This window comes from Aquimarina sp. TRL1, from assembly GCF_013365535.1.
Lineage (GTDB): Bacteria > Bacteroidota > Bacteroidia > Flavobacteriales > Flavobacteriaceae > Aquimarina > Aquimarina hainanensis.
Genome location: NZ_CP053590.1, coordinates 1,983,565 through 2,009,856 on the forward strand (window position 1 = coordinate 1,983,565; position 26,292 = coordinate 2,009,856).

The window sequence follows — 26,292 nt, forward strand, 5'->3', positions numbered from 1 at the left end:
AGCATATAAGAGAAGACGAAAGGAAGCGCAGCACTACTGTCTAACTTTTAAAACAACAACACACCACAAATTCATTTTTGCTTGTACTAATTTATCATGTCAAATTACAGTTATTCAGTTTACCTTAAAGACTTCATGAGTTCTAAGCTCATGAAAGTAGGAACAGTCGCCACTGGTGTGTATTCAAAAATCACCAATACACAAGATAAATTCCAATCAAAAACATTTCAATCTGCAAAATCAATTAACGGGCTAAATGCAAAGTTAGATTCATTAGGCAGACAAAGAGGGGCAGCCACTACAGTAAGAGAGGTACGTAAGATAAACAGAGAGGTGAACAGAACATCTCGCCAGTTAAAAAAGCTTGAAAATATGCCTCCTCAGAGCATGATCAACCGTCTTAATGGTGTTGGTGGCGCAATGAAAGGATGGGCAGGTGCAGCCGTCGGCGCTTTCGGAGCCATGAGTCTTTTTAATGGCGTAAAAGGCGTGGTGCAACTCGGACTAGATGCAGAGCAAACAAGAGTGAAATTTGCCACATTACTAGGTGGGGTATCGCAGGCAAACAGTATGATTCAATCTCTTAACAAATTTGCCAATGTAACGCCTTTTGAAAACGCAGAGCTGCAGAAAAACGCAGAGTTGCTCTTGAATTTCGGTATGGCTGAAAAGAAAGTACTTCCCTCCCTTAAGATGTTAGGAGATATTTCCGGGGGAAACAAAGAGAAGCTTAACTCTTTAACACTTGCATACGCACAGGCTCGAAGTGCAGGAAAATTAATGGGACAAGACTTACTCCAAATGATAAATGCTGGTTTCAACCCTTTGGAAGTTATCTCCCGCAAGACAGGGAAAAGCATCGGATATTTAAAAGATCAAATGAGTAAAGGGAAAATATCGGCTACAGTCTTAGAAGATGCATTTAAAACAGCTACCTCCAAAGGGGGGAGATTTTCGGGAATGATGGAAAAAGTAAGCCAGACGGGGCTTGGCAAAATATCAACCTTCACGGGGAATCTTAAAACCAATCTAGCAGGTTTTGCAGAAAAGTATCTTGTTCCTACTATTGTCAAGGGGATAGATTTTGGAATTGCGCTTGTGAATTCTTTTGATAAGATAAAAAACAGTTCGATTTCTTTCTTTTCTAAATTGTCTCCTTTATGGAATTCAATCACCTCGTTATTATCCGCGATTCTGGGACTTTCTGCTGAATCCAATGCAGCTGCCACATCAGTGTCATTTTTTACCACCATAATCGATGGTGCTTCGGTGGTGCTTGAAGTTGCTTCTTTGGGTATATCTACAATGCTTAATTGGTTAAAACCGCTTGCTCCGCTAATCCGATATGTAACGATTGCTTATGGATTGTGGAAAATAGCAATGATCGCGGTAAATGTGGTTATGTATGCTAATCCGGTGGGCTTGGTTATTGGTGCGATCGTTGCTTTAGTAGGTACAATTGTATACGCATACAATAAAGTCGGCTGGTTCCGTGGTGGTGTAATGGCAGCATGGGAGACAATCAAAGGATTTGCGAATATAATAAAGGAATATGCTGTTAATAGAGTTCAAGAGCTCATCAAAGGGCTGTCAGGATTGGCAGAAGCTTTTCACCTTCTGTTTGTAAAAAGAGATTGGAAAGCAGCGTGGGAAGTCGGAAAAAAAGCAGGAAATGATTTACTAGGATTAAACTCATCTTCTACCGCTATTAAAAAGGCGATTGATTTAGGTAAAACCGCCGGAACCGCTTATTCCAAAGGAGTAGAACAAGCCAATAAGTCAAAGTTTTTCAAAACAGGCGGATTAGCTTCAAAATTAGGCTTTGGAAATTCAGGAATAGAACAAACACAAAATGCATTAGCAGCAGCCGGAGCCGAAAAAGGAATATCCGCTATTAATGGAGGTGGCTCCCGACAAACAAATATTAACGTCTCTTTTGAAAAGCAAATCGAAAATTTCATACTAAAAACAACAACTGTTAGCGAAGGATTTGAAGAGATGGAAGATAAATTAAAGGAAATGTTGCTCCGTGTAATGAATTCAATAAATCAAATGCAAACAAGTAATGGCTAATTTTTCAATCGACGCCTTAAAGCGTAAAACATTAGGGGATTATTCTGCCTATAAGAAGACAGAAGAATCTAACATAGGAGTGGGAACTTCCCTTAGGAAAAATCATTTGGGTACGCCATATTTTATGGATTTGATAATTGATGGAAAAACATTTCCGAATGAACCATTAATTACAATTAATGGGCAAAAACGAATTGTCGAAACAGTGGTAACCGGAAGCAACCGAAGGGGAACAGTTAAAGAGCTTATTTCTGCAGATGATTACAGAATAAGAATAGAGGGAATATGTTTTGATCAAAAGCGGCAATATCCTCAAAAACAAGTAGAGGAAATAATTTCTATTTGTGAAGAAAATCGAGCTTTGCCAGTAAAAAATGATCTTTTGGAGCTTTTCAATGTGCATTCCCTTGTGATTAAATCATACTCATTTGATAAAATGCAAGGGCAGCCACATATGCAGAAATATATTATTAATGCGATTTCGGATGAAGATTTTTACGCCATTATAAAAGAGAAAGATAATGTACGTATTAGCAAGTAAGATATTTATAGGTGATTACATCTTTACCAGAATAAATGAAGTCAGCATCGTAAAATCTGTTGACTTACTTTCTGATACTGCAGTAATAAAAATGCCGGCATCTGCAATGTTTGGCAATGAAAATACAGGCTTTAAAAAGTCTCGTCTTGAAAATCAGATAAAGGCGGGTGATCCTGTAAAAATACAACTGTCTTATAAGGGAGAATATGAAAATACAGAATTTATAGGGTATGTGGCTTTTGTAAAGCCAAATACTCCTACTGTAAGTATAGAGTGTGAAGATGCTATGTATTTTTTGCGTAAAAAGCGCATTCATAAGAATTTTGGCTCCACAACATTAAAAACAATTATCTCTCACATAGTTTCAGGTACAGACATACAATTAGCTGGAAATATTCCAACTGTAAATTTTGACAAATTCATCCTGAAAAATGTAAACGGCTGTAAGGCGTTACAGAAGATAACAGAAGAATATGGCTTGGCAATCTATTTAAACGATCAACAACAGCTATATGCAGGATTACGGCAAGAAATTGCCAGCCCAAAAACGGTCTATTTCGATTTGTTTAAAAATGTAGTGTCTCACGATCTAAGGTATAGACGTGAAGAAGATGTTCGCTTAATGGTTAAAGTCATTGGAGTAAACAAAGACAACACAAAAATAGAGGTGGTTGTTGGCGATACAGACGGTGAGCAAAGAACATTGCATAAATATAATGTTTCTGATAAAGGGATACTAAAGCGTATCGGGCAAAGTGAATTAAAAAACCTTAAATACACAGGTTATGAAGGTTCTCTCACCTCTTTTTTAATACCCTATGTAACTAGAGGTATGAGTGTAAGTGTTTGGGATTCCAATTTTCCAGAGCGAAACGGAATCTATTTTGTATCGAAAGTGACAACCACATTTGGAGTAAACGGAGCACGACGGAAGATTGAACTTGGAAGAAAATTAAGCTATGAGTAAAGATAAAGAGTTGCAACAAGCATTTAAAGGTATTTTTCCATCTCAGGAGCAAATATTCTCTGCTACTGTAATGAGTGTTAATAAAGAAGAAAAAACAATTACAGCATTAGATACTGATCAGATGGAATATTCAGATGTCCGATTAAGTGCAGCTATCGATAATAAAACAAACAAAGTCATAAGCTTTCCTAGTGTTGGCAGCACTGTATTGTTAGGGAAAATATCAGGAGATGATAATACTTTGTTTGTCTGCGCTGCCAATGAAATAGAAAGTATAGAAGGGAATATTTCGGGTGTAAATTTCTTAATCGATCAATCCGGGTATAAAATCAATGCGAATCAAGAAAGTTTAAAAAGAGTCATGAATGACTTAATAGACGAAATAAATAAAATAATAGTAATACAAGGCACAAGTATAAATGTGCCAGCAATGAATGCAATTAAACAGCGGTTAAATAATCTTTTAACATAAATATGACAGAAGCACAATTAGCAAATTTATTAGAACTCGCCTACGATGCAGAAGCGGATACAGGTGTTTCACCCGAAGAAGCAAGAAGACGCTTTGCTAAAAAACAAGCAGCTGCCATTGCTCAATTTGTTGTTGGGCGCACCACTACAGTTACTGGTGTTTCAAGTGATGGTGCTACAGTTACAGGAACGGGAATTATAACATAAAAACTAAAACCAACTTAAATGAAAACTATAAATTTTTTAATCCAAGCCTTTGGCTTTTTAAATACCGATGATTTCTATAAATCTACATTTGGCGCAATTAGTTTAAAGGCTATAAAATGGTCTTGCTTTTTGGCGGTTTTTGAACTGTTTTTAAAGGAATATTTAGGATTAGACCTTATCGTATTTTTTGCCTTCGTATTACTAATTATTGCAGAGTATATAACAGGTATTAAAGCAGCCAGAAAACAGGGAAAACGATTTGAAAGTCGCAAAGCCGGGCGAATGATTTTTAAAATCTGTATTTACCTGTTTGTTATCTTTTTGCTCTTTTCTTTTTCAAAAGCAATCTCTGTTCCTGAGATCGCAGGATTAGAAATTAATCCTTTTTCTTGGTTGTATTATACAGTCTTTTTTGCAATCGTATTTCAGCTGTTTGTTTCTTACTTAGAAAATCTCGGCACATTAGGTTACAAGGAATCAAAAACAATCGTCGGAATAATTCTAAGAAAATATAACGAAAAATTTGAGTTCGATGGAAAAAAAAGAGATACAGGTATTGAATAATCAATCTTTAGCAGATGTTGCAATTCAACATCTGGGAAGCTTGGAAGCAGTCTTCGATCTAGCTAGAGAGAACGATATAAGTATTACAGATTTATTAACAAACAATCAGAAAATATTTGTCCCTGAACCTTTAGTCCCAGAAATTGTTGCCTTTTATAGACAGAATAATATATCTCCATCAACAGCAGTAACAACAATTCCAATCGATACCTCCTCAGGGATTAATCATTGGCAGCTTGGTATTGATTTTATAGTATCAGGGAATGACTTAGAAAATGGTGTAAATAATTGGCAGCTTGGTATTGATTTTATTGTACAGCCTGATACGGGTATAAATCATTACCAGATAGGAAAAGATTTTATTGTTTCCCCAGAATAACAAAATATAAACATTAAAAACAATTGAAAAAATGATAAAAACCCTTGACATTTTAAAAAGTTATTTCGTAGAATATTCCAAACCATCACAATCCCAATTCGCTGATTTAATCGATTCCTTTCATCATAAAGACAGTGGGCAAATTATCCTGGGGCATACTCAAAAAGAAAATGGTGACATTGAAGTATCTTTGAGTGATGGTGAGAAAATAAACATCCCTAAATCTGTATTGCCGGATCAAAAGCCTCTAACATTTATAGAGGGATTGGTCGATGCTTTAGAGGCAAAAGTTTCCAAGCAACCCGGAAAACAGTTAAGTGATGAAAATTTTACCACTGAATTAAAAGGAAAACTGGAAAATCTGCAAAATTACACTCATCCTGAAAAACACTCTATTAGTGAAATAAAAAACCTTTCAGCTCGCTTGAATTCTTTAGTAAAAAAAGAAGAAGGCAAGCAGTTAAGTGATGAAAATTTTTCCGGTGAATTAAAAGAAAAACTGGAAATCTTGCAAAATTACACCCCGCCTTCTTCTGTTCCTATTTCTTATGTAGAAGGTCTTTTGGATTTATTGAAAGATTTGGAGACTACATTGTCTCAAAAAGTAGATATTGAAGACGGGAAAACATTAAGTTCGAATGATTTCTCAGATACGTTCAAGGAAAAATTAGAGAATCTAAAAACATCTAACCCTAACCTGATACCAATGGCAGGGGGAATGCGAATTCTTCCGACAGATGCCTTTGTGAATTTTGGGCATGGGTCAAAAAATGGTGCACTTAAAATTATTTTCCCGAACGACTGGACTAACTCCATGTTTTCTATGGAATTTCACGTATTTGATTATAGGGATAATTTATCTTCGAAAATTTTCGTATCCGCTTATCAAAGAAAGGATGCGACTTATCAAAGATGGGAGTCTGTCACCTACTCTCTTTCTACCTCAAAGGAAAATACAGATTTTCGTCCTACTCTTCGTTTTGGGCACAACGGTACAAAGCCTGTTATCTATATTGGAGAATTGAACCAGCGTTCTTTCTATCCGAAAATAGTCGTGAAAGATATTTTCAGATATGATAATAATAATCAATACGCCTCAGCAGCTGATTGGCTTTCCGGCTGGACGTTTGGTCTGGAAACAGAAAATTTTCAAAATATAGATAAAACAATCACGGCTTAATTATGGCTAGAAAAATTAAGGAAATACAACAACAAATGCTCTCTGAATTATCAAGAACCAAGGAGTTAAATGCCTTAGAGACGTTAATCGATAGTGAGTTGAATTCGTTAGTGGAACTAACATCTACTTCAAAAGTAGCTATATGGCGATTGTTTTTGTATGTCGTAGCTGTTTCTATTTGGACAATCGAAAAATCTTTCGATTTACTAAAAGAGCAAGTTCTCGATTTAATTTATCGCTTAAGACCACATACGCCTTCATGGTATAGAGATAAGACACTCCTCTTTCAATATGGGCATGCTTTAAAACCAGAGCGCGATTACTACGACAACAAAAACCTCACAACTGCGCAGATCATTAAAAGTAAGGTAGTAAAATATGCTGCTGTTGTTGAAATATCTTCCCGATTATATATTAAAGTAGCCGGAGAAAAAGACGGAGAAAGAATCATGCTTCCAACAGAACAAGTGCAAGCGCTGCAGCATTATTTGAGTCTGATAAGAGATGCGGGGGTAAAAATAAAAATAATCAATCGTCCTGCGGATTTACTGGCGCTTCATATAGATGCGTATTACGATCCTTCGTTACTCGATACTCAGGGAGCAAGAATTGACGGCAGCGACAATGAACCGCTCCAAAATGGAATCAAAGAATATTTAAAAAAGTTTGAATTCAACGGGGAGATGGTATTGACTAAGCTAGTTAATCACTTAGAAAAGATTAAAGGAATCAAAATGCCTGTAATTAAATATGCCGCCTATAAGTATGGGAATAATCCAACATGGACGAAAATAGACGAGATATATCAGACTGACGCAGGACATATGAAAATTGAAGAATTAAAAATTAATTGGATTAAAAGAGATGTATAACGCAAATATTGATTACGATAGATTACTTCAAATGCTTATTCCTACTTTTTTACGAAAAAGAAAGATAAAAGCTTTCCTTTCTGTGTTAATATTTCCGATTAAGATTTTGAAGCGGGAGTTTTTGCAATTTAAACAGGCAACGATTTACAAAATCACCCACAATGGTCAAGTTGTGTACCTGCAGAAAGTGCTCAATGATCATTTCGACCGTCAACAAAGGCGTATTTATATAACTGATGGAGTGTTTTATGACCCAACTTATGTCTACACTCATCAGGAAGATAAGCCTGTTTATATTGGAACACAATATTTATACACCTCAGAAGAATTAGCGCTAATAGACGTTGATTTTTTGATAGTGGTTCCTAAAGATTTCAATTTAACTGATGACATGTTAACTCGTTTTCATGCTTTAGTTAAATATTACAAATTAGTAAGTAAAACATATCGAATTATAAAAAAGCAATAGTGGATAGTTTAGAATTTTATCAAGGAGGTTTTCCGTTAGAAACCAACACATTGGAGTTTATTCAGTCACAAACAACAATGGTTGCTGCTCTTTCTGCATTAGGAGGGGGAGATACATACATACTCTCAGGAGTAACAAAACAAAATGATACAGTGACAGATGGTGTAATTGTTTATAAAGGGGAAATATTACCTTTTAAAGGAGGAACAATTCAGCCAGATGTTACCATTGTTGAAGAAGTCCAAAAAGTAAAATATGCATCAGATCAGGATGGAGATGGCGAACGTGATGAAAAAATAGCTTATCGAAAAAGATATGTTAGATTTGGTTCAGATGGTGCGAAAATATTTCGTTTTAGCGCCTTAAAGCCATTTATTGAAGGGATAACATCACAAATCTTCAAAACCTTTTTTAAAGACATCAGATTGCCGTATGTTGGAGCGATTGAAGACATTCCTAAGGGCTGGGAACTTTGCGAATTGTTTTCAGGTCACTTTCCTGCTATTTTTGATCCCTCCAATCCTGACTATAACGAAATATTAAAAACAGGAGGAGAAAATACAGTTACACTGACAGAAGATCAGCTCCCAAAGCATTCTCATTCTGGAAGAACAAACGCTTCAGGAAACCATTCCCATTCTGGAAGAACAAGCGCTGCAGGTGCTCATTCCCATACTGGAAGAACAAACGCTGCAGGTGCTCACTCCCATACAGGAAGAACAAACACCGCAGGGCGTCACAGGCACGATGTCCCTGCAGAAAAACATCAGAATGGTGAAGGTGTACACTTTAAAATAGAAAATTACGACCGAAGATCTCAAAAAGGGCGCTCCGCAGGAGATCATTCACATTCTCTATTAATCAACTCAAACGGAGAACATTCGCATACTGTTGATATTGCTTCTTCTGGCGCTCACACACATCCCTTTACAACAAACACTGTAGGAAGTCATTCGCATTCCTTCACAACTAATGAAAAAGGAGAAGGTCTACCGCATGAAAATCGTCCAAAATACAAAGTATTTGCACTAATTAAACCTGTGTATTGATAAATTAAAACAAAGAAAAAACACCGTTTAAACGGACATTAAACGGTGTTTTTAGTTATGGAAACATCAGCGAGTTGCTTTCCAATCGAGCAAAAAAACCACTTTCAAACATTTTCTGCATCATCTCAAATTGATTATCTGCGGTAATTTTTTGTTCTATTTTTTTTTGTTGTAAAAGTGTCTTAGCATCAAAGCTTCCTTTTTCCAGAATTCCAATCCAATTATATTTACTCCTTTCTATTCGAATAGAATATATATCAATAATCATTGTGTACAATTGTTGTTTCTTATTGCAAAGAAAAGAAAATACTTGTGCTGTTGGTTTGCGGGAAACCACGAAGATATAATCGTATATTTGTGTATGAGTTATTTAAAAAAAATAGAAATAATGGAGTTGAAAGAAAAAATCAAATGGGAAAGCGATATTCAGAAATTAATGCTTGTATCTAATTCACCTATAACTACTGTGGTTTCCAAAATCAATGAATTAGATAGCTCTATAGACAGTGTGGCTCGATTTTATTTAGCTTTTGGGAGGTTTCCTTTAAACAAAACAGAACTAAGGATTGAACTTTTGGTTCAAAAGATGAAACACGATAGCGTATGAAAGTCAAGCTTTTTTTGTTGATTGATCGTTATTTTATAGGGGTTGTGCCTATGTTTAAATCCTTTTGTCGATTCCGAAAGAGATTAGACGAAAAGACACGTACAAGAATTATCTCACCTAGTATAATATATATATTATCTGATTCCGAAAAGGCAGCTATTTTGGATGATTGTGTTTCTGAATACAAAAAAACAAAAGATTGGAAGCAAACAAGAATTAAAGAAATACTTTAAAGTTTTGCTTTTTTGTGTACATTTTGAATTTTAAGTTGTGTACATTTTGATTTCGCGATTATAGTTTAGAGAAAAAATAAAATCAAAGGTGTTCCTCAATAAATTCAAAGGTTCTAATTTCATTGTAAAAGACGTGATTAGGTAGATAGTATCCTACATGCCCTCCAAAATCAGGAGTTTCTAAGAATACATTTTTATTTTGTGATGCTTCGGTATATGGATAGCAATCTGCTCCTAAAAAAGTATCATTTTTAGCATTGATAATTAAGGAAGGAATCTTGATAGAAGGTAAAAATTGTTTGCTGCTACACTTTTGATAGTAATCCAGCGCATTCGTATACCCATGAGCTACACTTGTATATAAATTATCAATGTCGATCAGGTTTTTACACTTTTTAATGTCTGAGATTCTAATTTTATCAGGGAATAAGATCTGTTTTTCCAGTAACTTCTTTTTTAGGTGTCTCAAGAAACGTATTCTATAGAGTACATTTTCAGGCTTGTTTAACTGAAGTAAGGAATCATATAAATTACATGGGGTAGAAATGGCTACCCCTGAGCATACTTGAGATGGGATTTCTCTTCCCTCTCCTAGATATTTTAGTAATACATTACCTCCCAGGCTAAATCCACAGATTGATAAGGATGAATATGCATAAGAAGAACTTATGTAATTGATAATGAAATCCAGATCTTCACTAACTCCAGCGTAATACGAACGGTATTTCCTGTTGGGTTCTCCACTACAATTTCTGAGATTGATCGCTACAGTATCCCAATTGTTTTGATTTAGATATTTGGCGAGTCCGGTTATATATTGTCGTTGTCCATTCCCTTCTAGACCGTGAATTAAGATGCATAATTTAGAGGCTTGCACTGTGCTATAACTCCAATCAAGGTCGATAAAATCCCGATCTTTTAATTCGATTCTTTCTCGTTGTTGGATGACTCCACTTACTTTTCTGAAAAGATTAGGATATATAGTAGAGATATGACCATTTCTAAATAGATAAGAAGGGGAGTAGGATGATGAAATTATAGGCATAAAAGAAGTACAAAATAGCGTGATTTCAAAAATACATTGATTTTTCAGAAATCAAAGGTTTTTATATTCCGATCATGTCAAAATAATTGTAGTTTTAACAGGTCTTTCTTGATAAGGAAGTACCTGTGGAAATGATATTGATTTTTAAAGAATAATATAGATGTATACAAAAGATTTTGACATTAGATGGAGCGATATTGATGCGAATCGTCATTTAGCAAATAGTGCTTATCAAAATTTTATGAGTCATACCCGTATGGCATTTTTGATAGCGTATGGTTTTGGGCATAAAGAAATGGCGAATTTTGAGATAGGTCCCGTTATTTTTTATGAACATATTTATTATTATCGGGAAGCTTTTCAGGGGAAGCCAATTACAGTAAGTTTGGAGTTAACAGGGTTGAGTGAAGATGGTGCTTTTTTTGAGTTTACACATAATTTTTATGACTACAAGGGAAGAAACCTGGCATATTGTGAGATGATGGGAGCATGGATGAATCTAAGAGATAGAAAAATCAACCCATTACCCTCTTCTGTTAAAGGGATAATAGCAGCTTTTCCCAAAGCTGAAAACTTCAGAATTCTAACAAAAGAAGATACAAGGAAACACGGCAAAAAGCCAAAGGATATAGCTATGAGTTAATCTTTTTTTTGTTTTGAGCAGTAGGTTTGGTTACCAGGTATACTCCTGTAAAGATTATAATGGCTGCTACAATTTTAATGCTGTCCAGATGATCACTTCCTAGAGCAATAGCAAAAATAGATGCCAAAAGTGGTTGTAAATAAATAAAAACAGCAACAGTAGTTGGTTTTAGCTCACGGATAGCAAAGATGTTTAAAACATAGGTTCCAAATGTCGCAAAAAGGATTACGTATCCTATTTTTAAATACCCATCAAGAGGGATGTGTGCTGGTTGCATTTGGGTGATTTGCTCGTAGCCAAATGGAAGTACCATAAAAAAACCAATGGTATACATCCACTTCATAAAGGTAAATGGGTGGTACTTTTGCGTGATTTTTTTTACTACAATAATATAACAAGCATAGGATGCAGCATTGACGAAAACCAAAAAATTACCTAATGTAGGATTCGAAGCCGTTAGACTATTTCCTTTTCCGTATAAAATGATCAATAATGCCCCCGAAAGCCCGGTGAGCACTCCTATGATTTTTATTATGCTGGCTTTTTCTTTTAGAAAAATAACGGATAGAATAAGAACAATAATAGGAGCCGTGATCATTAATACAGATGCGCTGATAGGAGTAGTTAAGTTTAGCCCTTCAAAAAAAGCCAACATGTTTAGAGCTACACCAAAAAAAGCAGCTGCAGTGATACGTTTAAAATCTTTGGGAGCTATCTTTTCTTTTGGTCCTAAGAAACTAATTGCCCAAAATAAGAGCATGGTTCCTAATACCCGAAGAACAATAAAACCAAAAGGCTGAATGTAATGTGGCATTACATCTTTGGCAATAGTAAAATTCGCACCGTAGAATATAGCTACAAAGCTAGCAGCAATAAGGGCAAGAGTTCTTTTACTCATAGGTAATTTATATGGAAGCTTTGGCGGCTTCTATCGTTTTTTTTGAGTTTCCGATGAATATGGATGTTCCGTTGATAATAACTGGACGTTTCAAAAAAGTATAATGTTCTAATAGTAAGGCTTTGAAATCTCCCTCGGTTAGGTGTTGGTTTTTGAGATCTCTTTCTTTGTATAAACGAGCTCTTTTGCTGAACAATGACTCATAATTCCCGGCAAGTGTTTTCATTTCTTCTAATTGCTCAGGAGTGATAGCATCAGACTTTATGTCTTGTAGTTCAAAACTCGTATCAGGAGCAAGTTCTTTCAAAATTCGCTTGCAGGTATCACAGCTGGATAAGTGATATATTTTTTTCATAGGGTATCGTTTTGTTACAATTAAGATTGTGTGATCTTTTTTAGTTTATAAGCATGACTGCTAAACTAGAAATATGTATTTGATGCAAAGGAAATTCTTTTGAAAATAAAAATCATACTTTTGAGAAAAAAATAACAGTAGAAATGAAAGAAAAACTTCGTATCACTCATGTGAACAGGAAATTAATGAAAAAAATATTAGACTCCTATTCTTTAGAGGCACTTAATACTGTTCCGGAAGGGTTTTCTAATAACTTAATTTGGAACGTAGCGCATGTTGTTGTGACACAGCAACTACTGGTGTATAAATTGAGTGGGTTGCCTATGATGTTGGATGAGGAAATGGTCGAGACATACAGAAAAGGGACTAAAACAGAAAGAGATGCTACTCAGGAAGAAGTTGATAAAGTAAAAGAACTGTTATTCGCTACTTTAGATCAAACAGAGAAAGATATAGAAGCGGGGGTATTTAAGAAATATACAGAGTATCCGACGAGTACAGGATTCGTGTTAGAAACAATAGAAGATGCGATGGATTTTAATAACTTTCATGAAGGGATCCATTTGGGGTATATACTGGCGATGAAAAAAGGATTATAAAACTTCTGAAGAAAGAGCCGTATCAATCTCTTCCCTGTTAATTTTTACTTCGATAGGACCATTCGCATAGGAGTTTACCTCATATGTGTTGTAATATAATATCACTTCCTGATCTGTGAATCCAATATTTTCAGGAAGTGAAAAAACATCATTTTCGAAAAAGAACCCGGTACTGTTTATAGGAGCGTCAGAAGGGATTTTTTGAGATTTTCGAAAAACAGACTCTGCTACTTTCAGAAATAACTGCTTGTCGGCAAATAATTGATCAGTTGGTATAAGCTTACCATTTTTTTTTGAAATGTTTAGATAAGTAGAATAACTATTTCCATGGGCTCCTCCTGTGTATGTGTACTTATTAACCAGAATAGATATTAAATAGTCATTTTGAAGAGAAACTGAAGTATTAAAGATCGCCTCATAAAGATGAGTTTCGTCAGGGAATTCCTCAATATTTTTTTTAAACACATCATTAAAATCTATAGCTGCTTTTTGTATGGTAGATTCGGCGGTTTCCTGACTCATGGTTAGATCAGCAGTGATTACCTTTTCTATTTCTGAATTTACAGCTTCTGCTAATGCCGAGTTTTCGATTGCTTCAATAAGGTTTATCTCGATATTGGCACAATCAATATCTCTACATTCTTCAGGAAATAAAGAGTCGGTGGTTATTTTTGAGGTTTGGAATGTTAATGATTCAACCTTATTGCAGGCAGATAAGAGGATAGAAATACAGAGAATTCCAATTATATTTTTAGAGAAGTAAGTTTTTGTCCAAATCATCCACTAAAGGTACTGAATGAATATGATTAGAACGAATTAAATGATATTTTTGTAGTGCCTTTTGATATAGCTATATGCTAAAAGGTTTATAATGATTGTTTTGCTTGATAAAATAAATCGCTTTGGGGTAAGCATATGAGGTGTTAGATGTTATTTAGAGACAAGCTTTGGAGATATTTAAATCCCAATTGTAGCGTAAAAAAAGAAGAGGAGCTGAAAAATTATAAAAAGACCTCCTTTTGTCGTATTTTTAAAATTAGCTTTAGCATCTTTCCCTGTTTAAGAATGTATAGCAAATGAATTATCTCAGGATAACCATATAAGACATTAAAAGATATTGAGAATCAGGTAAAAGAGAAAATACTATTAATATAGTAGCCAATTGTACTAAAAAAATAAAAGAATGAAATTTAATACAAAAACGATACATGGAGGGCAAGAACATGATCCGGCATATGGATCGGTAATGCCACCAATCTATCAGACATCTACCTATGCACAAACTACCCCTGGAGGGCATAAAGGATATGAGTATAGTAGAACGCATAATCCTACAAGAAATGCTTTGGAGAATTCTCTGGCAAGTATAGAAAACGGAACACATGGATTGGCTTTTGGTTCCGGGTTGGCAGCGATTGATGCAGTTATAAAACTATTACAACCAGGAGATGAAGTGATCAGTACAAATGATTTATATGGAGGAACGTACCGCTTATTCACCAAGATCTTTGAAGGATTTGGGATTAAATTTCATTTTGTAGGAATGGAGAATGCTGATAAAATTGAGCGTTATATTACAGATAAGACGAAACTTATTTGGGTAGAAACTCCAACCAATCCTATGATGAATATTATTGACGTAGCTTCTATTGCTTCTATTGCTAAAAAACATCAGATTCTTTTGGCGGTCGATAATACATTTGCTACCCCATACCTGCAAAGACCATTGGACTTGGGAGCAGATATCGTTATGCATAGTGCAACAAAATACTTAGGCGGACATAGTGATGTGGTGATGGGGGCTTTAATTGTTAAAGATGAAAAGATAGCAGAACGCCTGTATTTTATACAAAATGCGAGTGGAGCTGTTTGTGGTCCTCAGGATAGCTTTTTAGTGCTAAGAGGAATTAAGACATTACATGTCCGAATGCAAAGACATTGTGAAAACGGAGAAGCAATTGCGAAATACCTAAAGACACACCCCAAAGTAGATAAAGTATACTGGCCTGGTTTCGAGGATCATCCGAATCACCATATTGCCAAAGAACAAATGGATGGTTTTGGAGGAATGATTTCTTTTACAACTAAAGAAGACTCATTAGCAGGAGCTGTACAGGTGGTTGAAAAGTTAAAGGTTTTTACCTTGGCAGAATCCCTGGGAGGTGTAGAAAGCTTGGCAGGTCACCCGGCAAGTATGACACATGCCTCTATTCCTAAAGAAGAACGAGAGAAAACAGGTGTTAAAGATTCTTTGATTCGATTGAGTGTGGGAATAGAAGATATGGATGATTTGATTGCTGATTTGGAACAAGCATTATCAAATTAACGGAATCACTAAAAATAAAAGGAAATTACACGAGAACGTTTTCGAAATGCGAAATTCTTAAAAAATGAGGCTTAAAATTTTAATAAAATTATAATTGTGTAATAATATATCTTTACTTTTGACAACTCAATGGAGAAGAAAGCCTTAAGACAAAAGTAGTTTTCTTTTTATTTTACTAAACAAACAACGAAAGTAGTTATAACATAACTGAATAGATAATGAAAGAAAGGATAGAAAATTTCATTAGTTCTGTAGAGAAGCGTAATGCTAACGAGCCAGAATTTATCCAAGCTGTTAGAGAAGTAGCAGAAACAGTAATACCTTTTATAGATAAAAATAAAAAGTATCAGAATGCAAAGCTTCTAGAGCGTATGGTCGAGCCGGAACGTGTATTTATGTTCAGAGTTCCTTGGACAAACGATCAGGGAGAAATAGAGATTAACAGAGGATTTCGTGTACAGATGAATTCTGCAATAGGACCTTATAAAGGAGGATTGCGATTCCATCCATCTGTGAACCTTAGTATTCTTAAGTTTTTAGCGTTTGAGCAAACGTTTAAAAATAGTTTGACAACACTTCCTATGGGAGGTGGAAAAGGAGGGTCAGATTTTAACCCAAAAGGAAAGTCAGATGCTGAAGTAATGCGTTTCTGTCAGAGCTTTATGACAGAGTTGTCTAAATATATCGGAGCAAATACGGATGTACCAGCAGGAGATATCGGTGTTGGAGCTCGTGAAATAGGATACTTGTTTGGACAGTACAAACGTTTGAGAGATGAATTTACAGGAGTACTTACAGGAAAAGGACTGGAGTATGGAGGATCTCTGATCAGACCAGAAGCTACCGGATATGGAACAGTATATTTTGCAGAAAGTATGCTAAAAACCAGAGGAGAAGATTTTAACGGGAAGAAAGTAGTTATATCTGGATCAGGAAATGTAGCGCAATTTGCAACAGAAAAAGCAATTGAACTGGGAGCTACTGTAGTTACATTATCAGATTCTTCAGGGTATATTGTTGATGAAGCAGGAATTGACTCAGAAAAACTAGCGTTTGTAAAAGAACTTAAAAACGTAAAAAGAGGTCGTATTAAAGAATATGTGGAGAAATATCCGGAAGCAACATACGTAGAAGGAAAAACGCCTTGGACTGTAAAATGTGATATAGCACTACCTTGTGCGACACAAAACGAACTACAGGAAGAAGATGCAAAAACATTGGTGAGCAATGGATGTATCTGTGTAGGAGAAGGAGCAAATATGCCTTGTACAGCAGATGCAGTAGAAGTGTTCTTAGAAGCTAAGATTTTATTCTCTCCAGGAAAAGCATCCAATGCGGGAGGAGTAGCTACTTCGGGATTAGAAATGTCTCAAAATTCACTTCGTTATAACTGGACAAGAGAAGAAGTAGATGCAAAATTACATCAGATCATGAATGATATTCACGCTAAATGTGTAGAATACGGAACAGAAGAAGATGGTTTTGTAAACTACGTAAAAGGAGCAAATATCGCTGGATTTGTAAAAGTTGCAGATGCCATGCTGGCACAAGGGGTAGTATAAATACTGCTTTTTATATAATGAAACCGGAAAAGACCACTTATTTAAAGTGGTCTTTTTTATTTTTGGAGATTAGCATTTATAGATAATAACTTTGTAGCAAATCTGTGAGATATTGGTTTGTGACAGTTTTTGAATGTAGAGATATCTCTGTAAAAGTAAAATTTCACAAAATGAGTAAAGGGTAAAACAATATGGTTGTTACAACTGCGGCAATTGTTATTCATTCATTGCGATATGGAGAGGCAGATTTGATAGTGACGTTATTCACTAGAAAATATGGAGTGCGCTCCTATCTTCTCAAAGGGGTGCTAAAGTCTAAGAAAGGAAAGTTAAGAGCAGCTTTATTCCAGCCACTTACCTTATTAGATATAGAAGCAGTCCATAAAGATAAAAATACGCTGGAACGAATAAAGGAAGCCAAAGTCCGAATGCCTTATCAGACACTTCATCTTGATTTTGTAAAAACATCCATGGTTTTTTTTATTTCAGAAATGCTAAAGAGTTTAATTCAGGAGGAAGAAACGAATGAGGAACTATATGAGTATCTGGAAACTACCTTTCTATGGTTAGATGCGCATGACCAGATAGGGAACTTCCATATTATTTTTTTAATTAAGCTGATGCAATATTTGGGATGTTATCCCGATATATCACAAATGCAATTTAGTTGGTTTAATATGTATGATGGATGTTTTCAGTCAATAAGTACCGATGCTTTTTGTGTAGAAGGAGTACATGTAGAAGCGTTTAAAGAGTTTTTCGGAATGACATTTGAGGGAAGTATGAATATCAAGTTAACGAAGAAAGTGCGTAAAGATATTCTTAACATGATATTAGGTTATTTTGAATTACATTTGCAAGGTTTTAGTAAACCAAAGTCACTTTCAATTATAAACGAAATTTTTAGATAAATAAAATGCGATTATTCACCCTAAGCTTATTGATGTTTGTTTTTATGCAGACAATCATGGCTCAAAAGATAAAAGTGCTAAATAAAACTACTAGGCAACCAATATCTAATGTCGCAATTTATAATAAACAAAAAGAGAAAAGTACAATTACTGATTTTGATGGGATGGCAGATATTTCTGATTTTGAAGGAACAGAACTGCTGTATTTTACACATGTTTCTCATCAAGAGTTCGAGATAACAAAAGAGAAAATCATTGCCAATGGAAATGTAGTGTATCTGGAAACAGACGAGAATAAACTTTCCGAGGTAGTGATTTCTATTTCTAAATGGGAAGAGGACGAAAAAGATGTGTCTCAAAAAATAGTAAGTATACGATCCAAAGATATAGCACTGGCAACTCCACAAACTTCAGCGGATCTATTGCAGGGAAGTGGACAGGTTTTTATCCAGAAAAGTCAGTTAGGAGGAGGAAGTCCTATGATTAGAGGGTTTTCTACCAATAGGTTGTTGATCACGGTTGATGGAGTACGTATGAACAATGCTATTTTTAGAGGAGGAAATGTACAAAATGTAATCTCTATTGACCCGTTTTCTATAGAAAGAACAGAAGTGATTTTGGGACCGGGATCAGTAGTGTATGGAAGTGATGCGATTGGAGGGGTGATGAATTTTTATTCCTCATCTCCTAGATTTTCGAAACAAGAATCTCCGCTTTTTAATGTAAATGCCGTTGCCAGGTATGCTAGCGCGAGTGAAGAAAAAACAGCTCACTTTGATGTGAATATAGGATTGAAAAAATGGGCATTTCTGACAAGTGTGAGTTATACGGATTTTGATGACCTCAAAATGGGGAGTCATGGTCCGGAAGAATATCTGAGAAATGAATATGTAGAAGTATCCGATGGAGTAGATAAAGTAGTGGCTAATAGTGATCCCGAAACACAAATCTATACGGGGTATAACCAAATTAATTTTCTTCAGAAAATTAGTTTTAAACCAAATAAACAATGGGATTTTGATGCGGGACTCGTGTATACGACTACCTCAGATTATCCTAGATACGATAGGTTAATTCGCAGAAGAAAAGGAAGTCTGAGGTCTGCAGAATGGTACTATGGACCACAAAAATGGTTGATGGGGAATATACACATAGAGCAACACACAGGGAATGCGTTGTATGATAAAATGAAACTAACAGCAGCATATCAGCATTTTGAAGAAAGCAGGAATGATCGCGATTTTGGAAAAGATATTTTAGGAATGACAGAAGAACAAGTAGAGGCGTATTCGTTTAATATGGATTTTGAAAAGCGATTGGCTAAAAATACATTGTTCTATTATGGAGGAGAATATGTCTTTAATAAGGTCTCTTCTATAGGACTAGAAAAAAATATTCGAACAGAAGAGGTGGTTGCTGCTCCTTCTAGGTACCCGGATGGATCGACATGGCAATCAATTGCGGCATATCTTAGCATTAAACATAGGTTTAGTGAAAAAGTAAGACTGAACAGTGGTTTGAGGTACAATCAGATTTTATTGAAATCTGAATTTGATAATACATTTTTTGAATTCCCATTTAATGAGGCAGCTATTAATACAGGAGCCTTGACGGGATCTGCAGGGATTAGTTGGTTGCCTAACGAGATCTTGAATTGGAAACTGAATTTTTCAACAGCTTTCAGATCTCCTAATGTAGATGATATCGGAAAAGTTTTTGATTCGGAACCAGGAGCTGTTGTTGTGCCTAATCCTGATTTGAATCCTGAATATTCTTATACAGGAGAACTAGGAGTGAGGGCAAAATTAGGAAAAGCTTTTGTGGTTGATTTGGCGACGTATTATACTCATTTAGACGATGCATTAGTGCGAAGAGATTTTTTGCTCAATGGAGAGTCAGAGATTATTTATAAAGGAGAGCCTAGTAGAGTGCAGGCAATTCAGAATGCTGCTAGAGCAAAAATCTATGGATTTGAAGCAGGGGTTCAAGTATCATTCGCTAAGTATTTTAAGTTGACATCTCAATATACTATTACAGGAGGAGAAGAGGAGTTGGATAATGGAACGGTAGCTCCTTCCAGACATGTAGCTCCACAATTTGGAAATACGCATTTAGTATTTAATTCCAAATCGTGGACCATTGATGCATTTACTGTTTATAATGGAACTTTAAAATTTGATGATTTATCCCCTTCGGAACAGAATAAAGAATATTTATATGCCATAGATGGTGAAGGGAATCCTTATTCGCCTTCTTGGTATACCGTGAACCTTCGGACTCAATACAAGCTATCTGAGAACCTTCAGGGAACCTTTGCTATCGAGAATATAACAGATCAACGGTATCGCCCCTATTCTTCTGGAATCGCAGCTGCGGGAAGAAATTTTATTGTATCCATGAAATACTCATTATAAATGTCGCACTTCGCTAATACGAATACCCTTTTTGTCTTTGATATTGATGGAACATTGACTGACAGTGTGCCAATGTATTTAATGGCAGTTACAAATGCAATGTACGCTCTTGGAATCAAAGAGATAGATACAGACTATAACGCATATAAGCATCACTCGGATAGCTATGCTTTGCGATTTAATTATGAACGGAATTTTGAAATTCCTTATACTAAAGAAATACTTACGCTGTTTGAGAAAGCTTTGATAGAAGAAATGAAAACATTTTCTCCGGTGACAGAAATTAAAGGAGCTGGGCGATTTATTGATTTTCTGAAAACCGCTAAGATTCCTTTTTGTTTTGCGACGGGATCCTTGCCAAAACCTGCATTGCTAAAAATGGAGCAAAGTGGTATTTGGTGCGATGAAGCTGTTTTGGCAACTTCCAAAACACATGAAGCAAGAACGGGATTTGTAGCAGAAGCTATAGAAAAGGCTAAAAAATACTATGCCACCTCTGGGTTTTCTAAAATTATCTCTGTAGGAGATGGAGTTTGGGATTTGAAAACCGCAAAAGAGATGTCATTAGACTTTGTTGGAATAGGTTCCAAAAATAAAAAGGAATTAATAAAATTAGGAGCTCAGCATTATTTTGATTCAATAGAAGAGCTCCAAAGTTATTTCTTTTCAGATTAATTGTTTATTAGTTTTGTTATTAGAGCAGCATCGAAGTCTTTTTTCAAAGAAGTGACATCAGATACATTCTCATTAGGAATCGCAATAGAAAGAACATAATGTTTTACTTTCCAGCCTGTTTTGGTTTTCTCAACAACCCCGCTTCCTCTGCATATTCCCATTTGTGTATTGAGTAGTTCATCAAACCAGGCAAATGTGCCAATACTGGATTCCTGACGAAAAACATTTCTTTCTATAGCAGTAAAGCTCCATGCTTTTCCCTTGTCAAAATAAGGTTTGGAAAAGGCTTTAAATGCATTCATATCCCAATGTTCGGTTGCATCAGTGCCTATAAAAATGGCATCTTCGGTCATATAACCAAAATACGTGTCAAAATTAGCATTAGCAGCAGCTTGATGCCAGTTATCCAATAGTTCTTGTATCTTCTTCGTCTCAGTAGAGTTGTCATTCCTGGTAGCAGTCTGTCCTATTAAAGTAAGACTAAACAGGAGGCATGTGATGATTGTTGTTAATTTCATATGTATAATTTAATTGAGGAATAGAAAACATGTGTTTTTTGTTACGTTCTCAAAGATAAGGAAGAAAACAATTGTAAAATAAAGAAGGAGGAGATGTGACTTGTTTCGTATTTGTTTATAAAGAATGTAAATGGTTTGATGAAAATGAAAAAAAAGATTAATTAATTGAAAAACAGGTGTTTTTGCTGATTTCTTTATAAGGAGTATTGTTTTATTTTTGATATGTTCTTGATTAAGAAAGTGTAATTACAAGAAAAAATCAGATGATTATCATCTGAAAAAAATAAAATATAGTGCTTACAATAGAGTAAAAAAGGTAACTATTTGTTAGCGGGTTAAGGAAGAGGTTGTTTTTGGGCTTAGTATACAACCTCTTTTTTTATGTCTTAAAGTTGGGAGTGTTATAAAGTAAGCAAAGGATTTAATATCTTGTAAGAGTGCTTGAGGTTTGATAACAGGGTTAAGTTATACAGACACGCACTTTCTAAGAAAAACACAATGAATTATGAATGATTCAACACCAAAAGTGACAGGAATAGGAGGGATTTTTTTTCGCTCGGAGAATCCCAAAAAAATAAGAGAATGGTATGGAGAGCATCTGGGGTTAGCGGTTAATAACTACGGCTCTTCTTTTGAATTTAGAAATGCAAATCACCCAGAAAACATCAACTATCTTCAATGGAGTCCGTTTGATAAAAAAACGGAATATTTTAATCCTTCGAAAAAAGAATTTATGATTAATTACAGGGTCCAGAACATTGAAGGACTTGTGGTTAAATTAAAAGAAAAAGGAGTCACTATAGTGGATGAGATAGAAGAGTTTGAGTACGGTAAATTTGTACACATTATGGATCCTGAAGGTAATAAGATAGAATTATGGGAGCCGGTAGATCATGTTTTTACTCAAATGGGAGGGGAAACTACCAAATAAAGAAAGAACACAAAAAAACCACCTTATTTCAGGTGGTTTTTTTGTGTTTAAGTGTTATTTTAAGTGTTTGGCAAAGAATCCCATCATCGATTTATATAGTTCGATTTTATTTTCTTCATGACCAAATCCGTGTCCTTCATTATATTTCACCATGTAAGGAACATCAAATCCTCTTTTTCTCAGATTGGTAACTATCTGATCTGACTCGTCAATGTTTACACGAGGATCATTTGCTCCTTGAATTACAAATAATGGTTTTTTGATTTTTTCAACATTAAGTGCAGGAGATACTTCTTTCATGATTTTTTGATCCTCTGGAGAGTTTTCATCATACCATTGTTCGTATACCTGTCCTAGATATGGTTTCCAATAGGGAGGGAATGATTTGAAAAAAGTAAAGAGATTAGAAACCCCAACATAATCAACTCCACAAGTATATAGATCTGGAGTTTTTACCAAACTTCCCAGAGTAGCAAGTCCTCCGTAACTAGCACCGTAAATTGCTATTTTGTTTTCATCGATAAACCCGAGAGATTTGGCATAGGCAACTCCATCTTCCAGGTCATTGAGCATTTTTCTACCGATCTGTTTATTTCCTGCCATAGAAAATTTCTTTCCGAATCCTCCTGATCCTCTATAGTTGATTTGTAATGTGGCATATCCTCTACTGGCAAATAGCTGTGTTTCCGGATTGAACCCCCAGTAATCTCTGGGACCGTAAGGACCTCCATGTGGATTGACGATTAAAGGTACTTGATTTGTTGCACTGGCTCCTTTTGGAATGGTTAGGTAACCATATAACGTAAGACCATCTCGGGAAGAAAACTTAATAGGTCGCATTTCTGCCATATCCGCCTCCTTGAGTTGAGGCATAAGGTTGAAGATTTCTTTAAAAGAATCTTTTGTGGTGTCGTACAGATAGTAAACTCCATATAATTTGTCACTACCTACATAGATAAGGTATTTATCTTCATCATCAGTTTTATTGACAATAGAAAATTCTTTATCTCCAAATTGAGTAGTGAATTTTTGGTGTAATTTCTTGTAGGTTTCACTAACAGGGATTACAACAGACTTTTCCCCGTTATAATGATAATAATCTACTTCGTAACCTCTTTTTCTGGAGCGATTGATACCTCCTACGTCGAATGTTTTATTGGCATAGACTTTCTTAATTACTGATTTTTTTGCAAAATCATAAAGTAAGATTTCGTTCGTATCGTTTTCTAAATTAGAGATAACATAAGCATCATGAGGGTTGTTAGTCGAATAATCAAATCCCGCGATATAAAAATTGTCTTTCCAGGTGGTCTTTACAATTTTTTCGAAAGGTTTTGTTTCATCCGTTCTGTAGTATAAAACATATTCGGTTCCATTTTGCTGTTGGGTGTATGCTTTCAGGTTTCCGTCTTTGTCAAAATCATAACCACTGATAGGGTTTTTAGGATCTTTATTCTCGAATAATTTTACAAGGTCTCCGGTTTTGATGTTTATCTTATAAGGTTCGAAGATTTGAGGATTATCTTTATTCATTTGGATAATCATATGATCCTTCTGATCTTTTAAGGAATTAAGGATGCTTACCTGCACCCCTTCAAATGGTGTTAGCTCGGTATCATTTTTTCCGTCTAGATCTACTGCGAATAAATGATAGTTTTCGTCTCCTCCATTATCTCTGACATAGATCAGGCGGCTGTTATTAGCCCATCCGTATCCTCTGATTAGATCTTCTTTTTCTTCAATAACCCTTTTTATTTCATTTGTTTCCGTATTCTTTATGTAGACATGGTTTTTGTTGTTTTGATCTTTTTCTCTATAAGAAAAGAATAAACCATTAGGAGAGAACTTAAAAGAACTCTGTTTTGGTTTTTGGAAATAATCTTCTACGGAATATGCATATTTTTGCTTTTCGAGTTTTGCTAATGAAGCAAGTTCTTCCTTGGAAGAAGGGAGCGTTGTGTCTCCAGGTAGTTTTTTCTTTGTTTCTTGGGCTTGCATACTATAATTTGTTATGGCCCCGAACAATAAAATTAAAATTGACTTGTACATGAGTTTAGATTGTTAACTGGTTGTTTTGTAAATAGTACTACTTCGGGGTGTATTTATATACAGATCAAATAACAGAATAAAGATACTGGTTTTATACACATTCCAAAGTGATTATACATGTTTGTTAATTAGTATGTATTGTTTTTAAATTGTTACGCCTGTTAACACTAATTAACGTTGTGGTTTTCTTGATCATAGAGATTTGTGTGTTTTGCTGTTTGCAATTCGTTTTTTCTTTAAATCAATAAGAGATAAGATGATAAAAATTTAGATTGTTTTTTATACAATAATTTGTAACAAACAAGGGTTTTTAGGGTCTTACTTGATAAGTTATTTTGTTTCTTTGAAACGTATATACGATGCGCGCTTTATTAAATAAACCATATCCATACCTACATTCTTTCAAACGAAACATCCTGGGGGCTGTTTTAATAGGATTATTTGTAGTTGTTGTCAGTACGCTCTTAATAGATGGACAAGTGCTGAAAGGGTATATGGGGATATCCAGAACTACACTGGGATTATTATATGGTTTTAATACTTTTTTAGGGACTCTTCTTGTTCTTGAGTGGTTTCCTAAGGTAGGTATAACAGAGAAAAATAAAGATGAATGGACAATTGGAAAGGAATCTTTATTAATATTTTTTTTGCTTACAGTTATTACTTTATTGAATTATGGAGTCTCTTTTCTGTTTAGTTCAAAACCATCCGTTTTGTTAAGTGTTAATTATATTGCAAAAATATTCTTTTGGGTGATTGTAGTAGGGAGTGCTCCTACTTTTAGCATTGCTATATGGGTTAATTATAAAATGTTCTTAAAAAAGAATCTTTTAGAAGTTAAAGCATATAATGAAAAACTTAATGAAATAATAAGGAAAGAATTAGAGATGGAGGAAAAAAAAATGACAGTCGAAGAAAAAGTTACCTTATTTTCGACAGGGGAAACCAATAATATTCTTACCGTTTCTGTTCATACCATATTATTTATTCAAGCAGAAGAGAATTGTATAGAAGTGTATTTAATGGAGGGGGATAAACCAGTGAAAAAACAGTTGTGCCAGTCGTTAAACGAAATAGAGGAGCAATTAGCATCTTATCAATTTATTGTAAAAACCCACAATTCGTTTTTGGTTAATATTCGCAGGATTAGTTTTACAGAAGGAAATGCTAGGAATTATCGATTATTCTTTGAGGGGATTACGCATAGTGTTCCTGTATCCAGAAGTAAGTTTAAAGCTTTTCGGGCTATTTTTCAGGAAGAAATGGCTAATTCGTCAGAAGAAGCTGAGGTTTAGAATTTAAATTTTTCGCGGATACTTGCGTTTTTGCTCGAAAAGTTGCCAGCTCATGATTTGTCTAATCAGAAAAGAGACTTTCTTATTTTTTGCAAAGGATAAAGGAACGCAGTACACCTGCATAATATAAAGTTGATGTTAGTTTTGGGGTAAGGTTTTAGCTTTTTTGATCTGTGTTTTTGTGTTATTTTTGTATTCTTTTAACTTCATCCGACGAAACATTGATTACGACTATTGCAAATCTTAAAATAGGGCAGAAGGCTATCATAAAGGAGATAAATGCCGATAATATTCCACTAAAGCTACTGGAAATGGGATGTCTTCCGGGAAATGAAGTCAAGCTTTTACAATTGGCTCCTTTTGACTGTCCTATGTATTTGATGGTTAATGGTACTCATTTGGCAATTCGCAGAAATATTGCAACACAAATTGAAGTAGAAATTATAGGATAATAGAACG

Annotated in this window: 30 protein-coding genes; 23 read left to right on the top strand and 7 right to left on the bottom strand. The window is 35.0% G+C overall.

From position 1 onward, the window contains the following. Window positions 1-150: 150 nt before the first annotated feature. Genes HN014_RS08125 through HN014_RS08175 form a run of 11 tightly spaced genes read left to right on the top strand, consistent with a single transcriptional unit; the run spans window position 151 to window position 8,772 of the window. A complete protein-coding gene (locus tag HN014_RS08125) occupies window positions 151-2,073 on the top strand; it encodes a tape measure protein (protein ID WP_176028386.1) in 1,923 nt (640 codons plus the stop codon). Next, window positions 2,066-2,614, top strand: a complete 549-nt coding sequence (locus HN014_RS08130; protein WP_176028387.1) for a DUF6046 domain-containing protein — start codon at window positions 2,066-2,068, stop codon at window positions 2,612-2,614. Before HN014_RS08125 ends, HN014_RS08130 begins: the two co-directional genes overlap by 8 nt. Continuing rightward, a complete protein-coding gene (locus HN014_RS08135) occupies window positions 2,595-3,581 on the top strand; it encodes a late control protein (RefSeq protein WP_176028388.1) in 987 nt (328 codons plus the stop codon). Before HN014_RS08130 ends, HN014_RS08135 begins: the two co-directional genes overlap by 20 nt. After that, window positions 3,574-4,053, top strand: coding sequence for a hypothetical protein (locus HN014_RS08140; RefSeq protein ID WP_176028389.1), 480 nt, complete (start codon window positions 3,574-3,576; stop codon window positions 4,051-4,053). Before HN014_RS08135 ends, HN014_RS08140 begins: the two co-directional genes overlap by 8 nt. A 2-nt stretch (window positions 4,054-4,055) precedes the next feature. Next, a complete protein-coding gene (locus HN014_RS08145; protein ID WP_176028390.1) occupies window positions 4,056-4,259 on the top strand; it encodes a hypothetical protein in 204 nt (67 codons plus the stop codon). A gap of 18 nt (window positions 4,260-4,277) precedes the next feature. Beyond that, on the top strand, window positions 4,278-4,823 hold the full coding sequence (locus tag HN014_RS08150; protein WP_176028391.1) for a phage holin family protein: 546 nt from the start codon (window positions 4,278-4,280) through the stop codon (window positions 4,821-4,823). After that, entirely contained in the window at window positions 4,792-5,202 is a 411-nt protein-coding gene (locus HN014_RS08155; RefSeq protein ID WP_176028392.1) for a hypothetical protein, read from the top strand. The genes HN014_RS08150 and HN014_RS08155 overlap by 32 nt, the downstream gene beginning before the upstream one ends. A 31-nt stretch (window positions 5,203-5,233) precedes the next feature. Further along, the gene (locus HN014_RS08160; RefSeq protein WP_176028393.1) at window positions 5,234-6,382 is read left to right on the top strand and encodes a hypothetical protein; all 1,149 of its coding nucleotides are present in this window, start codon (window positions 5,234-5,236) and stop codon (window positions 6,380-6,382) included. Window positions 6,383-6,384: 2 nt separating this feature from the next. Next, entirely contained in the window at window positions 6,385-7,254 is an 870-nt protein-coding gene (locus HN014_RS08165; RefSeq protein ID WP_176028394.1) for a nucleotidyltransferase, read from the top strand. Then, a complete protein-coding gene (locus HN014_RS08170; RefSeq protein ID WP_176028395.1) occupies window positions 7,247-7,723 on the top strand; it encodes a hypothetical protein in 477 nt (158 codons plus the stop codon). Before HN014_RS08165 ends, HN014_RS08170 begins: the two co-directional genes overlap by 8 nt. Continuing rightward, window positions 7,723-8,772 carry a hypothetical protein gene (locus HN014_RS08175; RefSeq protein WP_176028396.1) on the top strand — a complete coding sequence of 350 codons (1,050 nt, stop codon included), beginning with the start codon at window positions 7,723-7,725 and terminating at the stop codon, window positions 8,770-8,772. Before HN014_RS08170 ends, HN014_RS08175 begins: the two co-directional genes overlap by 1 nt. A 55-nt stretch (window positions 8,773-8,827) precedes the next feature. On the opposite strand, the gene HN014_RS08180 is transcribed toward HN014_RS08175, so the two are convergent. Next, on the bottom strand, window positions 8,828-9,040 hold the full coding sequence (locus HN014_RS08180) for a hypothetical protein (RefSeq protein WP_176028397.1): 213 nt from the start codon (window positions 9,038-9,040) through the stop codon (window positions 8,828-8,830). A 120-nt stretch (window positions 9,041-9,160) separates the two neighbouring features. Here HN014_RS08180 and HN014_RS08185 point away from each other — a divergent pair, with 120 nt between their 5' ends. Both HN014_RS08185 and HN014_RS08190 read left to right on the top strand, forming a co-directional pair. After that, complete coding sequence (locus tag HN014_RS08185; protein ID WP_176028398.1) at window positions 9,161-9,379, top strand: hypothetical protein; 219 nt, start codon at window positions 9,161-9,163, stop codon at window positions 9,377-9,379. Next, the gene (locus HN014_RS08190; protein WP_176028399.1) at window positions 9,376-9,612 is read left to right on the top strand and encodes a hypothetical protein; all 237 of its coding nucleotides are present in this window, start codon (window positions 9,376-9,378) and stop codon (window positions 9,610-9,612) included. Before HN014_RS08185 ends, HN014_RS08190 begins: the two co-directional genes overlap by 4 nt. Before the next feature lie 82 nt (window positions 9,613-9,694). Here the strand turns inward: HN014_RS08190 and HN014_RS08195 are convergent, their stop codons facing one another. Then, the gene (locus HN014_RS08195; RefSeq protein ID WP_176028400.1) at window positions 9,695-10,657 is read right to left on the bottom strand and encodes a YheT family hydrolase; all 963 of its coding nucleotides are present in this window, start codon (window positions 10,655-10,657) and stop codon (window positions 9,695-9,697) included. A 160-nt stretch (window positions 10,658-10,817) separates the two neighbouring features. Between HN014_RS08195 and HN014_RS08200 the strand changes: the two genes are divergently transcribed. Then, window positions 10,818-11,300 (top strand): thioesterase family protein, encoded by a 483-nt coding sequence (locus HN014_RS08200; RefSeq protein ID WP_176028401.1) that lies wholly within the window; start codon window positions 10,818-10,820, stop codon window positions 11,298-11,300. Here the strand turns inward: HN014_RS08200 and HN014_RS08205 are convergent. Together HN014_RS08205 and HN014_RS08210 are read right to left on the bottom strand one after the other, a co-directional pair. Continuing rightward, window positions 11,290-12,198 carry a DMT family transporter gene (locus HN014_RS08205; RefSeq protein ID WP_176028402.1) on the bottom strand — a complete coding sequence of 303 codons (909 nt, stop codon included), beginning with the start codon at window positions 12,196-12,198 and terminating at the stop codon, window positions 11,290-11,292. The two genes, HN014_RS08200 and HN014_RS08205, sit on opposite strands and share 11 nt — an antisense overlap. Window positions 12,199-12,205: 7 nt before the next feature. Continuing rightward, complete coding sequence (locus HN014_RS08210; protein WP_176028403.1) at window positions 12,206-12,553, bottom strand: arsenate reductase family protein; 348 nt, start codon at window positions 12,551-12,553, stop codon at window positions 12,206-12,208. A gap of 143 nt (window positions 12,554-12,696) precedes the next feature. Here HN014_RS08210 and HN014_RS08215 point away from each other — a divergent pair, with 143 nt between their 5' ends. Next, window positions 12,697-13,152, top strand: coding sequence for a DinB family protein (locus HN014_RS08215; protein ID WP_176028404.1), 456 nt, complete (start codon window positions 12,697-12,699; stop codon window positions 13,150-13,152). On the opposite strand, the gene HN014_RS08220 is transcribed toward HN014_RS08215, so the two are convergent. Further along, the gene (locus HN014_RS08220) at window positions 13,147-13,932 is read right to left on the bottom strand and encodes a DUF3298 and DUF4163 domain-containing protein (RefSeq protein WP_176028405.1); all 786 of its coding nucleotides are present in this window, start codon (window positions 13,930-13,932) and stop codon (window positions 13,147-13,149) included. The genes HN014_RS08215 and HN014_RS08220 overlap by 6 nt on opposite strands. Before the next feature lie 403 nt (window positions 13,933-14,335). Here HN014_RS08220 and HN014_RS08225 point away from each other — a divergent pair, with 403 nt between their 5' ends. The 5 genes from HN014_RS08225 to HN014_RS08245 all read left to right on the top strand — a co-directional run bounded on the left by HN014_RS08225 (window position 14,336) and on the right by HN014_RS08245 (window position 21,040). Then, a complete protein-coding gene (locus tag HN014_RS08225) occupies window positions 14,336-15,478 on the top strand; it encodes a cystathionine gamma-synthase (RefSeq protein WP_176028406.1) in 1,143 nt (380 codons plus the stop codon). Window positions 15,479-15,696: 218 nt separating this feature from the next. Further along, complete coding sequence (gene gdhA / locus HN014_RS08230; RefSeq protein WP_176028407.1) at window positions 15,697-17,040, top strand: NADP-specific glutamate dehydrogenase; 1,344 nt, start codon at window positions 15,697-15,699, stop codon at window positions 17,038-17,040. A gap of 191 nt (window positions 17,041-17,231) precedes the next feature. Beyond that, window positions 17,232-17,951 carry a DNA repair protein RecO gene (recO, locus tag HN014_RS08235; RefSeq protein ID WP_176028408.1) on the top strand — a complete coding sequence of 240 codons (720 nt, stop codon included), beginning with the start codon at window positions 17,232-17,234 and terminating at the stop codon, window positions 17,949-17,951. A 5-nt stretch (window positions 17,952-17,956) separates the two neighbouring features. Continuing rightward, a complete protein-coding gene (locus tag HN014_RS08240) occupies window positions 17,957-20,365 on the top strand; it encodes a TonB-dependent receptor (protein ID WP_176028409.1) in 2,409 nt (802 codons plus the stop codon). Continuing rightward, window positions 20,366-21,040, top strand: a complete 675-nt coding sequence (locus tag HN014_RS08245) for an HAD family hydrolase (RefSeq protein WP_176028410.1) — start codon at window positions 20,366-20,368, stop codon at window positions 21,038-21,040. Here HN014_RS08245 and HN014_RS08250 read toward each other — a convergent pair. Further along, the gene (locus HN014_RS08250) at window positions 21,037-21,558 is read right to left on the bottom strand and encodes a nuclear transport factor 2 family protein (RefSeq protein WP_176028411.1); all 522 of its coding nucleotides are present in this window, start codon (window positions 21,556-21,558) and stop codon (window positions 21,037-21,039) included. The two genes, HN014_RS08245 and HN014_RS08250, sit on opposite strands and share 4 nt — an antisense overlap. A 505-nt stretch (window positions 21,559-22,063) precedes the next feature. On the opposite strand from HN014_RS08250, the gene HN014_RS08255 reads away from it, so the two are divergent. Beyond that, complete coding sequence (locus tag HN014_RS08255; protein ID WP_176028412.1) at window positions 22,064-22,489, top strand: VOC family protein; 426 nt, start codon at window positions 22,064-22,066, stop codon at window positions 22,487-22,489. Between the two features lie 54 nt (window positions 22,490-22,543). Here HN014_RS08255 and HN014_RS08260 read toward each other — a convergent pair whose 3' ends face one another. Next, complete coding sequence (locus HN014_RS08260) at window positions 22,544-24,487, bottom strand: S9 family peptidase (protein ID WP_254884115.1); 1,944 nt, start codon at window positions 24,485-24,487, stop codon at window positions 22,544-22,546. A 410-nt stretch (window positions 24,488-24,897) separates the two neighbouring features. Here HN014_RS08260 and HN014_RS08265 point away from each other — a divergent pair, with 410 nt between their 5' ends. Both HN014_RS08265 and HN014_RS08270 read left to right on the top strand, forming a co-directional pair. Beyond that, a complete protein-coding gene (locus HN014_RS08265) occupies window positions 24,898-25,833 on the top strand; it encodes a LytTR family DNA-binding domain-containing protein (protein ID WP_176028414.1) in 936 nt (311 codons plus the stop codon). A 221-nt stretch (window positions 25,834-26,054) separates the two neighbouring features. After that, complete coding sequence (locus tag HN014_RS08270; protein ID WP_176028415.1) at window positions 26,055-26,285, top strand: FeoA family protein; 231 nt, start codon at window positions 26,055-26,057, stop codon at window positions 26,283-26,285. Window positions 26,286-26,292: the final 7 nt, after the last annotated feature.

What these genes read in the sequence shown, in the direction of transcription:
- HN014_RS08125 (WP_176028386.1), top strand. Translation starts at nt 151, where the DNA reads ATGAAAGTAGGAACAGTCGCCACTGGTGTGTATTCAAAAATCACCAAT.
- HN014_RS08130 (WP_176028387.1), top strand. Translation starts at nt 2,066, where the DNA reads ATGGCTAATTTTTCAATCGACGCCTTAAAGCGTAAAACATTAGGGGAT.
- HN014_RS08135 (WP_176028388.1), top strand. Translation starts at nt 2,595, where the DNA reads ATGTACGTATTAGCAAGTAAGATATTTATAGGTGATTACATCTTTACC.
- HN014_RS08140 (WP_176028389.1), top strand. Translation starts at nt 3,574, where the DNA reads ATGAGTAAAGATAAAGAGTTGCAACAAGCATTTAAAGGTATTTTTCCA.
- HN014_RS08145 (WP_176028390.1), top strand. Translation starts at nt 4,056, where the DNA reads ATGACAGAAGCACAATTAGCAAATTTATTAGAACTCGCCTACGATGCA.
- HN014_RS08150 (WP_176028391.1), top strand. Translation starts at nt 4,278, where the DNA reads ATGAAAACTATAAATTTTTTAATCCAAGCCTTTGGCTTTTTAAATACC.
- HN014_RS08155 (WP_176028392.1), top strand. Translation starts at nt 4,792, where the DNA reads ATGGAAAAAAAAGAGATACAGGTATTGAATAATCAATCTTTAGCAGAT.
- HN014_RS08160 (WP_176028393.1), top strand. Translation starts at nt 5,234, where the DNA reads ATGATAAAAACCCTTGACATTTTAAAAAGTTATTTCGTAGAATATTCC.
- HN014_RS08165 (WP_176028394.1), top strand. Translation starts at nt 6,385, where the DNA reads ATGGCTAGAAAAATTAAGGAAATACAACAACAAATGCTCTCTGAATTA.
- HN014_RS08170 (WP_176028395.1), top strand. Translation starts at nt 7,247, where the DNA reads ATGTATAACGCAAATATTGATTACGATAGATTACTTCAAATGCTTATT.
- HN014_RS08180 (WP_176028397.1), bottom strand. Translation starts at nt 9,040, where the DNA reads ATGATTATTGATATATATTCTATTCGAATAGAAAGGAGTAAATATAAT.
- HN014_RS08185 (WP_176028398.1), top strand. Translation starts at nt 9,161, where the DNA reads ATGGAGTTGAAAGAAAAAATCAAATGGGAAAGCGATATTCAGAAATTA.
- HN014_RS08190 (WP_176028399.1), top strand. Translation starts at nt 9,376, where the DNA reads ATGAAAGTCAAGCTTTTTTTGTTGATTGATCGTTATTTTATAGGGGTT.
- HN014_RS08195 (WP_176028400.1), bottom strand. Translation starts at nt 10,657, where the DNA reads ATGCCTATAATTTCATCATCCTACTCCCCTTCTTATCTATTTAGAAAT.
- HN014_RS08200 (WP_176028401.1), top strand. Translation starts at nt 10,818, where the DNA reads ATGTATACAAAAGATTTTGACATTAGATGGAGCGATATTGATGCGAAT.
- HN014_RS08205 (WP_176028402.1), bottom strand. Translation starts at nt 12,198, where the DNA reads ATGAGTAAAAGAACTCTTGCCCTTATTGCTGCTAGCTTTGTAGCTATA.
- HN014_RS08210 (WP_176028403.1), bottom strand. Translation starts at nt 12,553, where the DNA reads ATGAAAAAAATATATCACTTATCCAGCTGTGATACCTGCAAGCGAATT.
- HN014_RS08215 (WP_176028404.1), top strand. Translation starts at nt 12,697, where the DNA reads ATGAAAGAAAAACTTCGTATCACTCATGTGAACAGGAAATTAATGAAA.
- HN014_RS08220 (WP_176028405.1), bottom strand. Translation starts at nt 13,932, where the DNA reads ATGATTTGGACAAAAACTTACTTCTCTAAAAATATAATTGGAATTCTC.
- HN014_RS08225 (WP_176028406.1), top strand. Translation starts at nt 14,336, where the DNA reads ATGAAATTTAATACAAAAACGATACATGGAGGGCAAGAACATGATCCG.
- gdhA (WP_176028407.1), top strand. Translation starts at nt 15,697, where the DNA reads ATGAAAGAAAGGATAGAAAATTTCATTAGTTCTGTAGAGAAGCGTAAT.
- recO (WP_176028408.1), top strand. Translation starts at nt 17,232, where the DNA reads ATGGTTGTTACAACTGCGGCAATTGTTATTCATTCATTGCGATATGGA.
- HN014_RS08240 (WP_176028409.1), top strand. Translation starts at nt 17,957, where the DNA reads ATGCGATTATTCACCCTAAGCTTATTGATGTTTGTTTTTATGCAGACA.
- HN014_RS08245 (WP_176028410.1), top strand. Translation starts at nt 20,366, where the DNA reads ATGTCGCACTTCGCTAATACGAATACCCTTTTTGTCTTTGATATTGAT.
- HN014_RS08250 (WP_176028411.1), bottom strand. Translation starts at nt 21,558, where the DNA reads ATGAAATTAACAACAATCATCACATGCCTCCTGTTTAGTCTTACTTTA.
- HN014_RS08255 (WP_176028412.1), top strand. Translation starts at nt 22,064, where the DNA reads ATGAATGATTCAACACCAAAAGTGACAGGAATAGGAGGGATTTTTTTT.
- HN014_RS08260 (WP_254884115.1), bottom strand. Translation starts at nt 24,487, where the DNA reads ATGCAAGCCCAAGAAACAAAGAAAAAACTACCTGGAGACACAACGCTC.
- HN014_RS08265 (WP_176028414.1), top strand. Translation starts at nt 24,898, where the DNA reads ATGCGCGCTTTATTAAATAAACCATATCCATACCTACATTCTTTCAAA.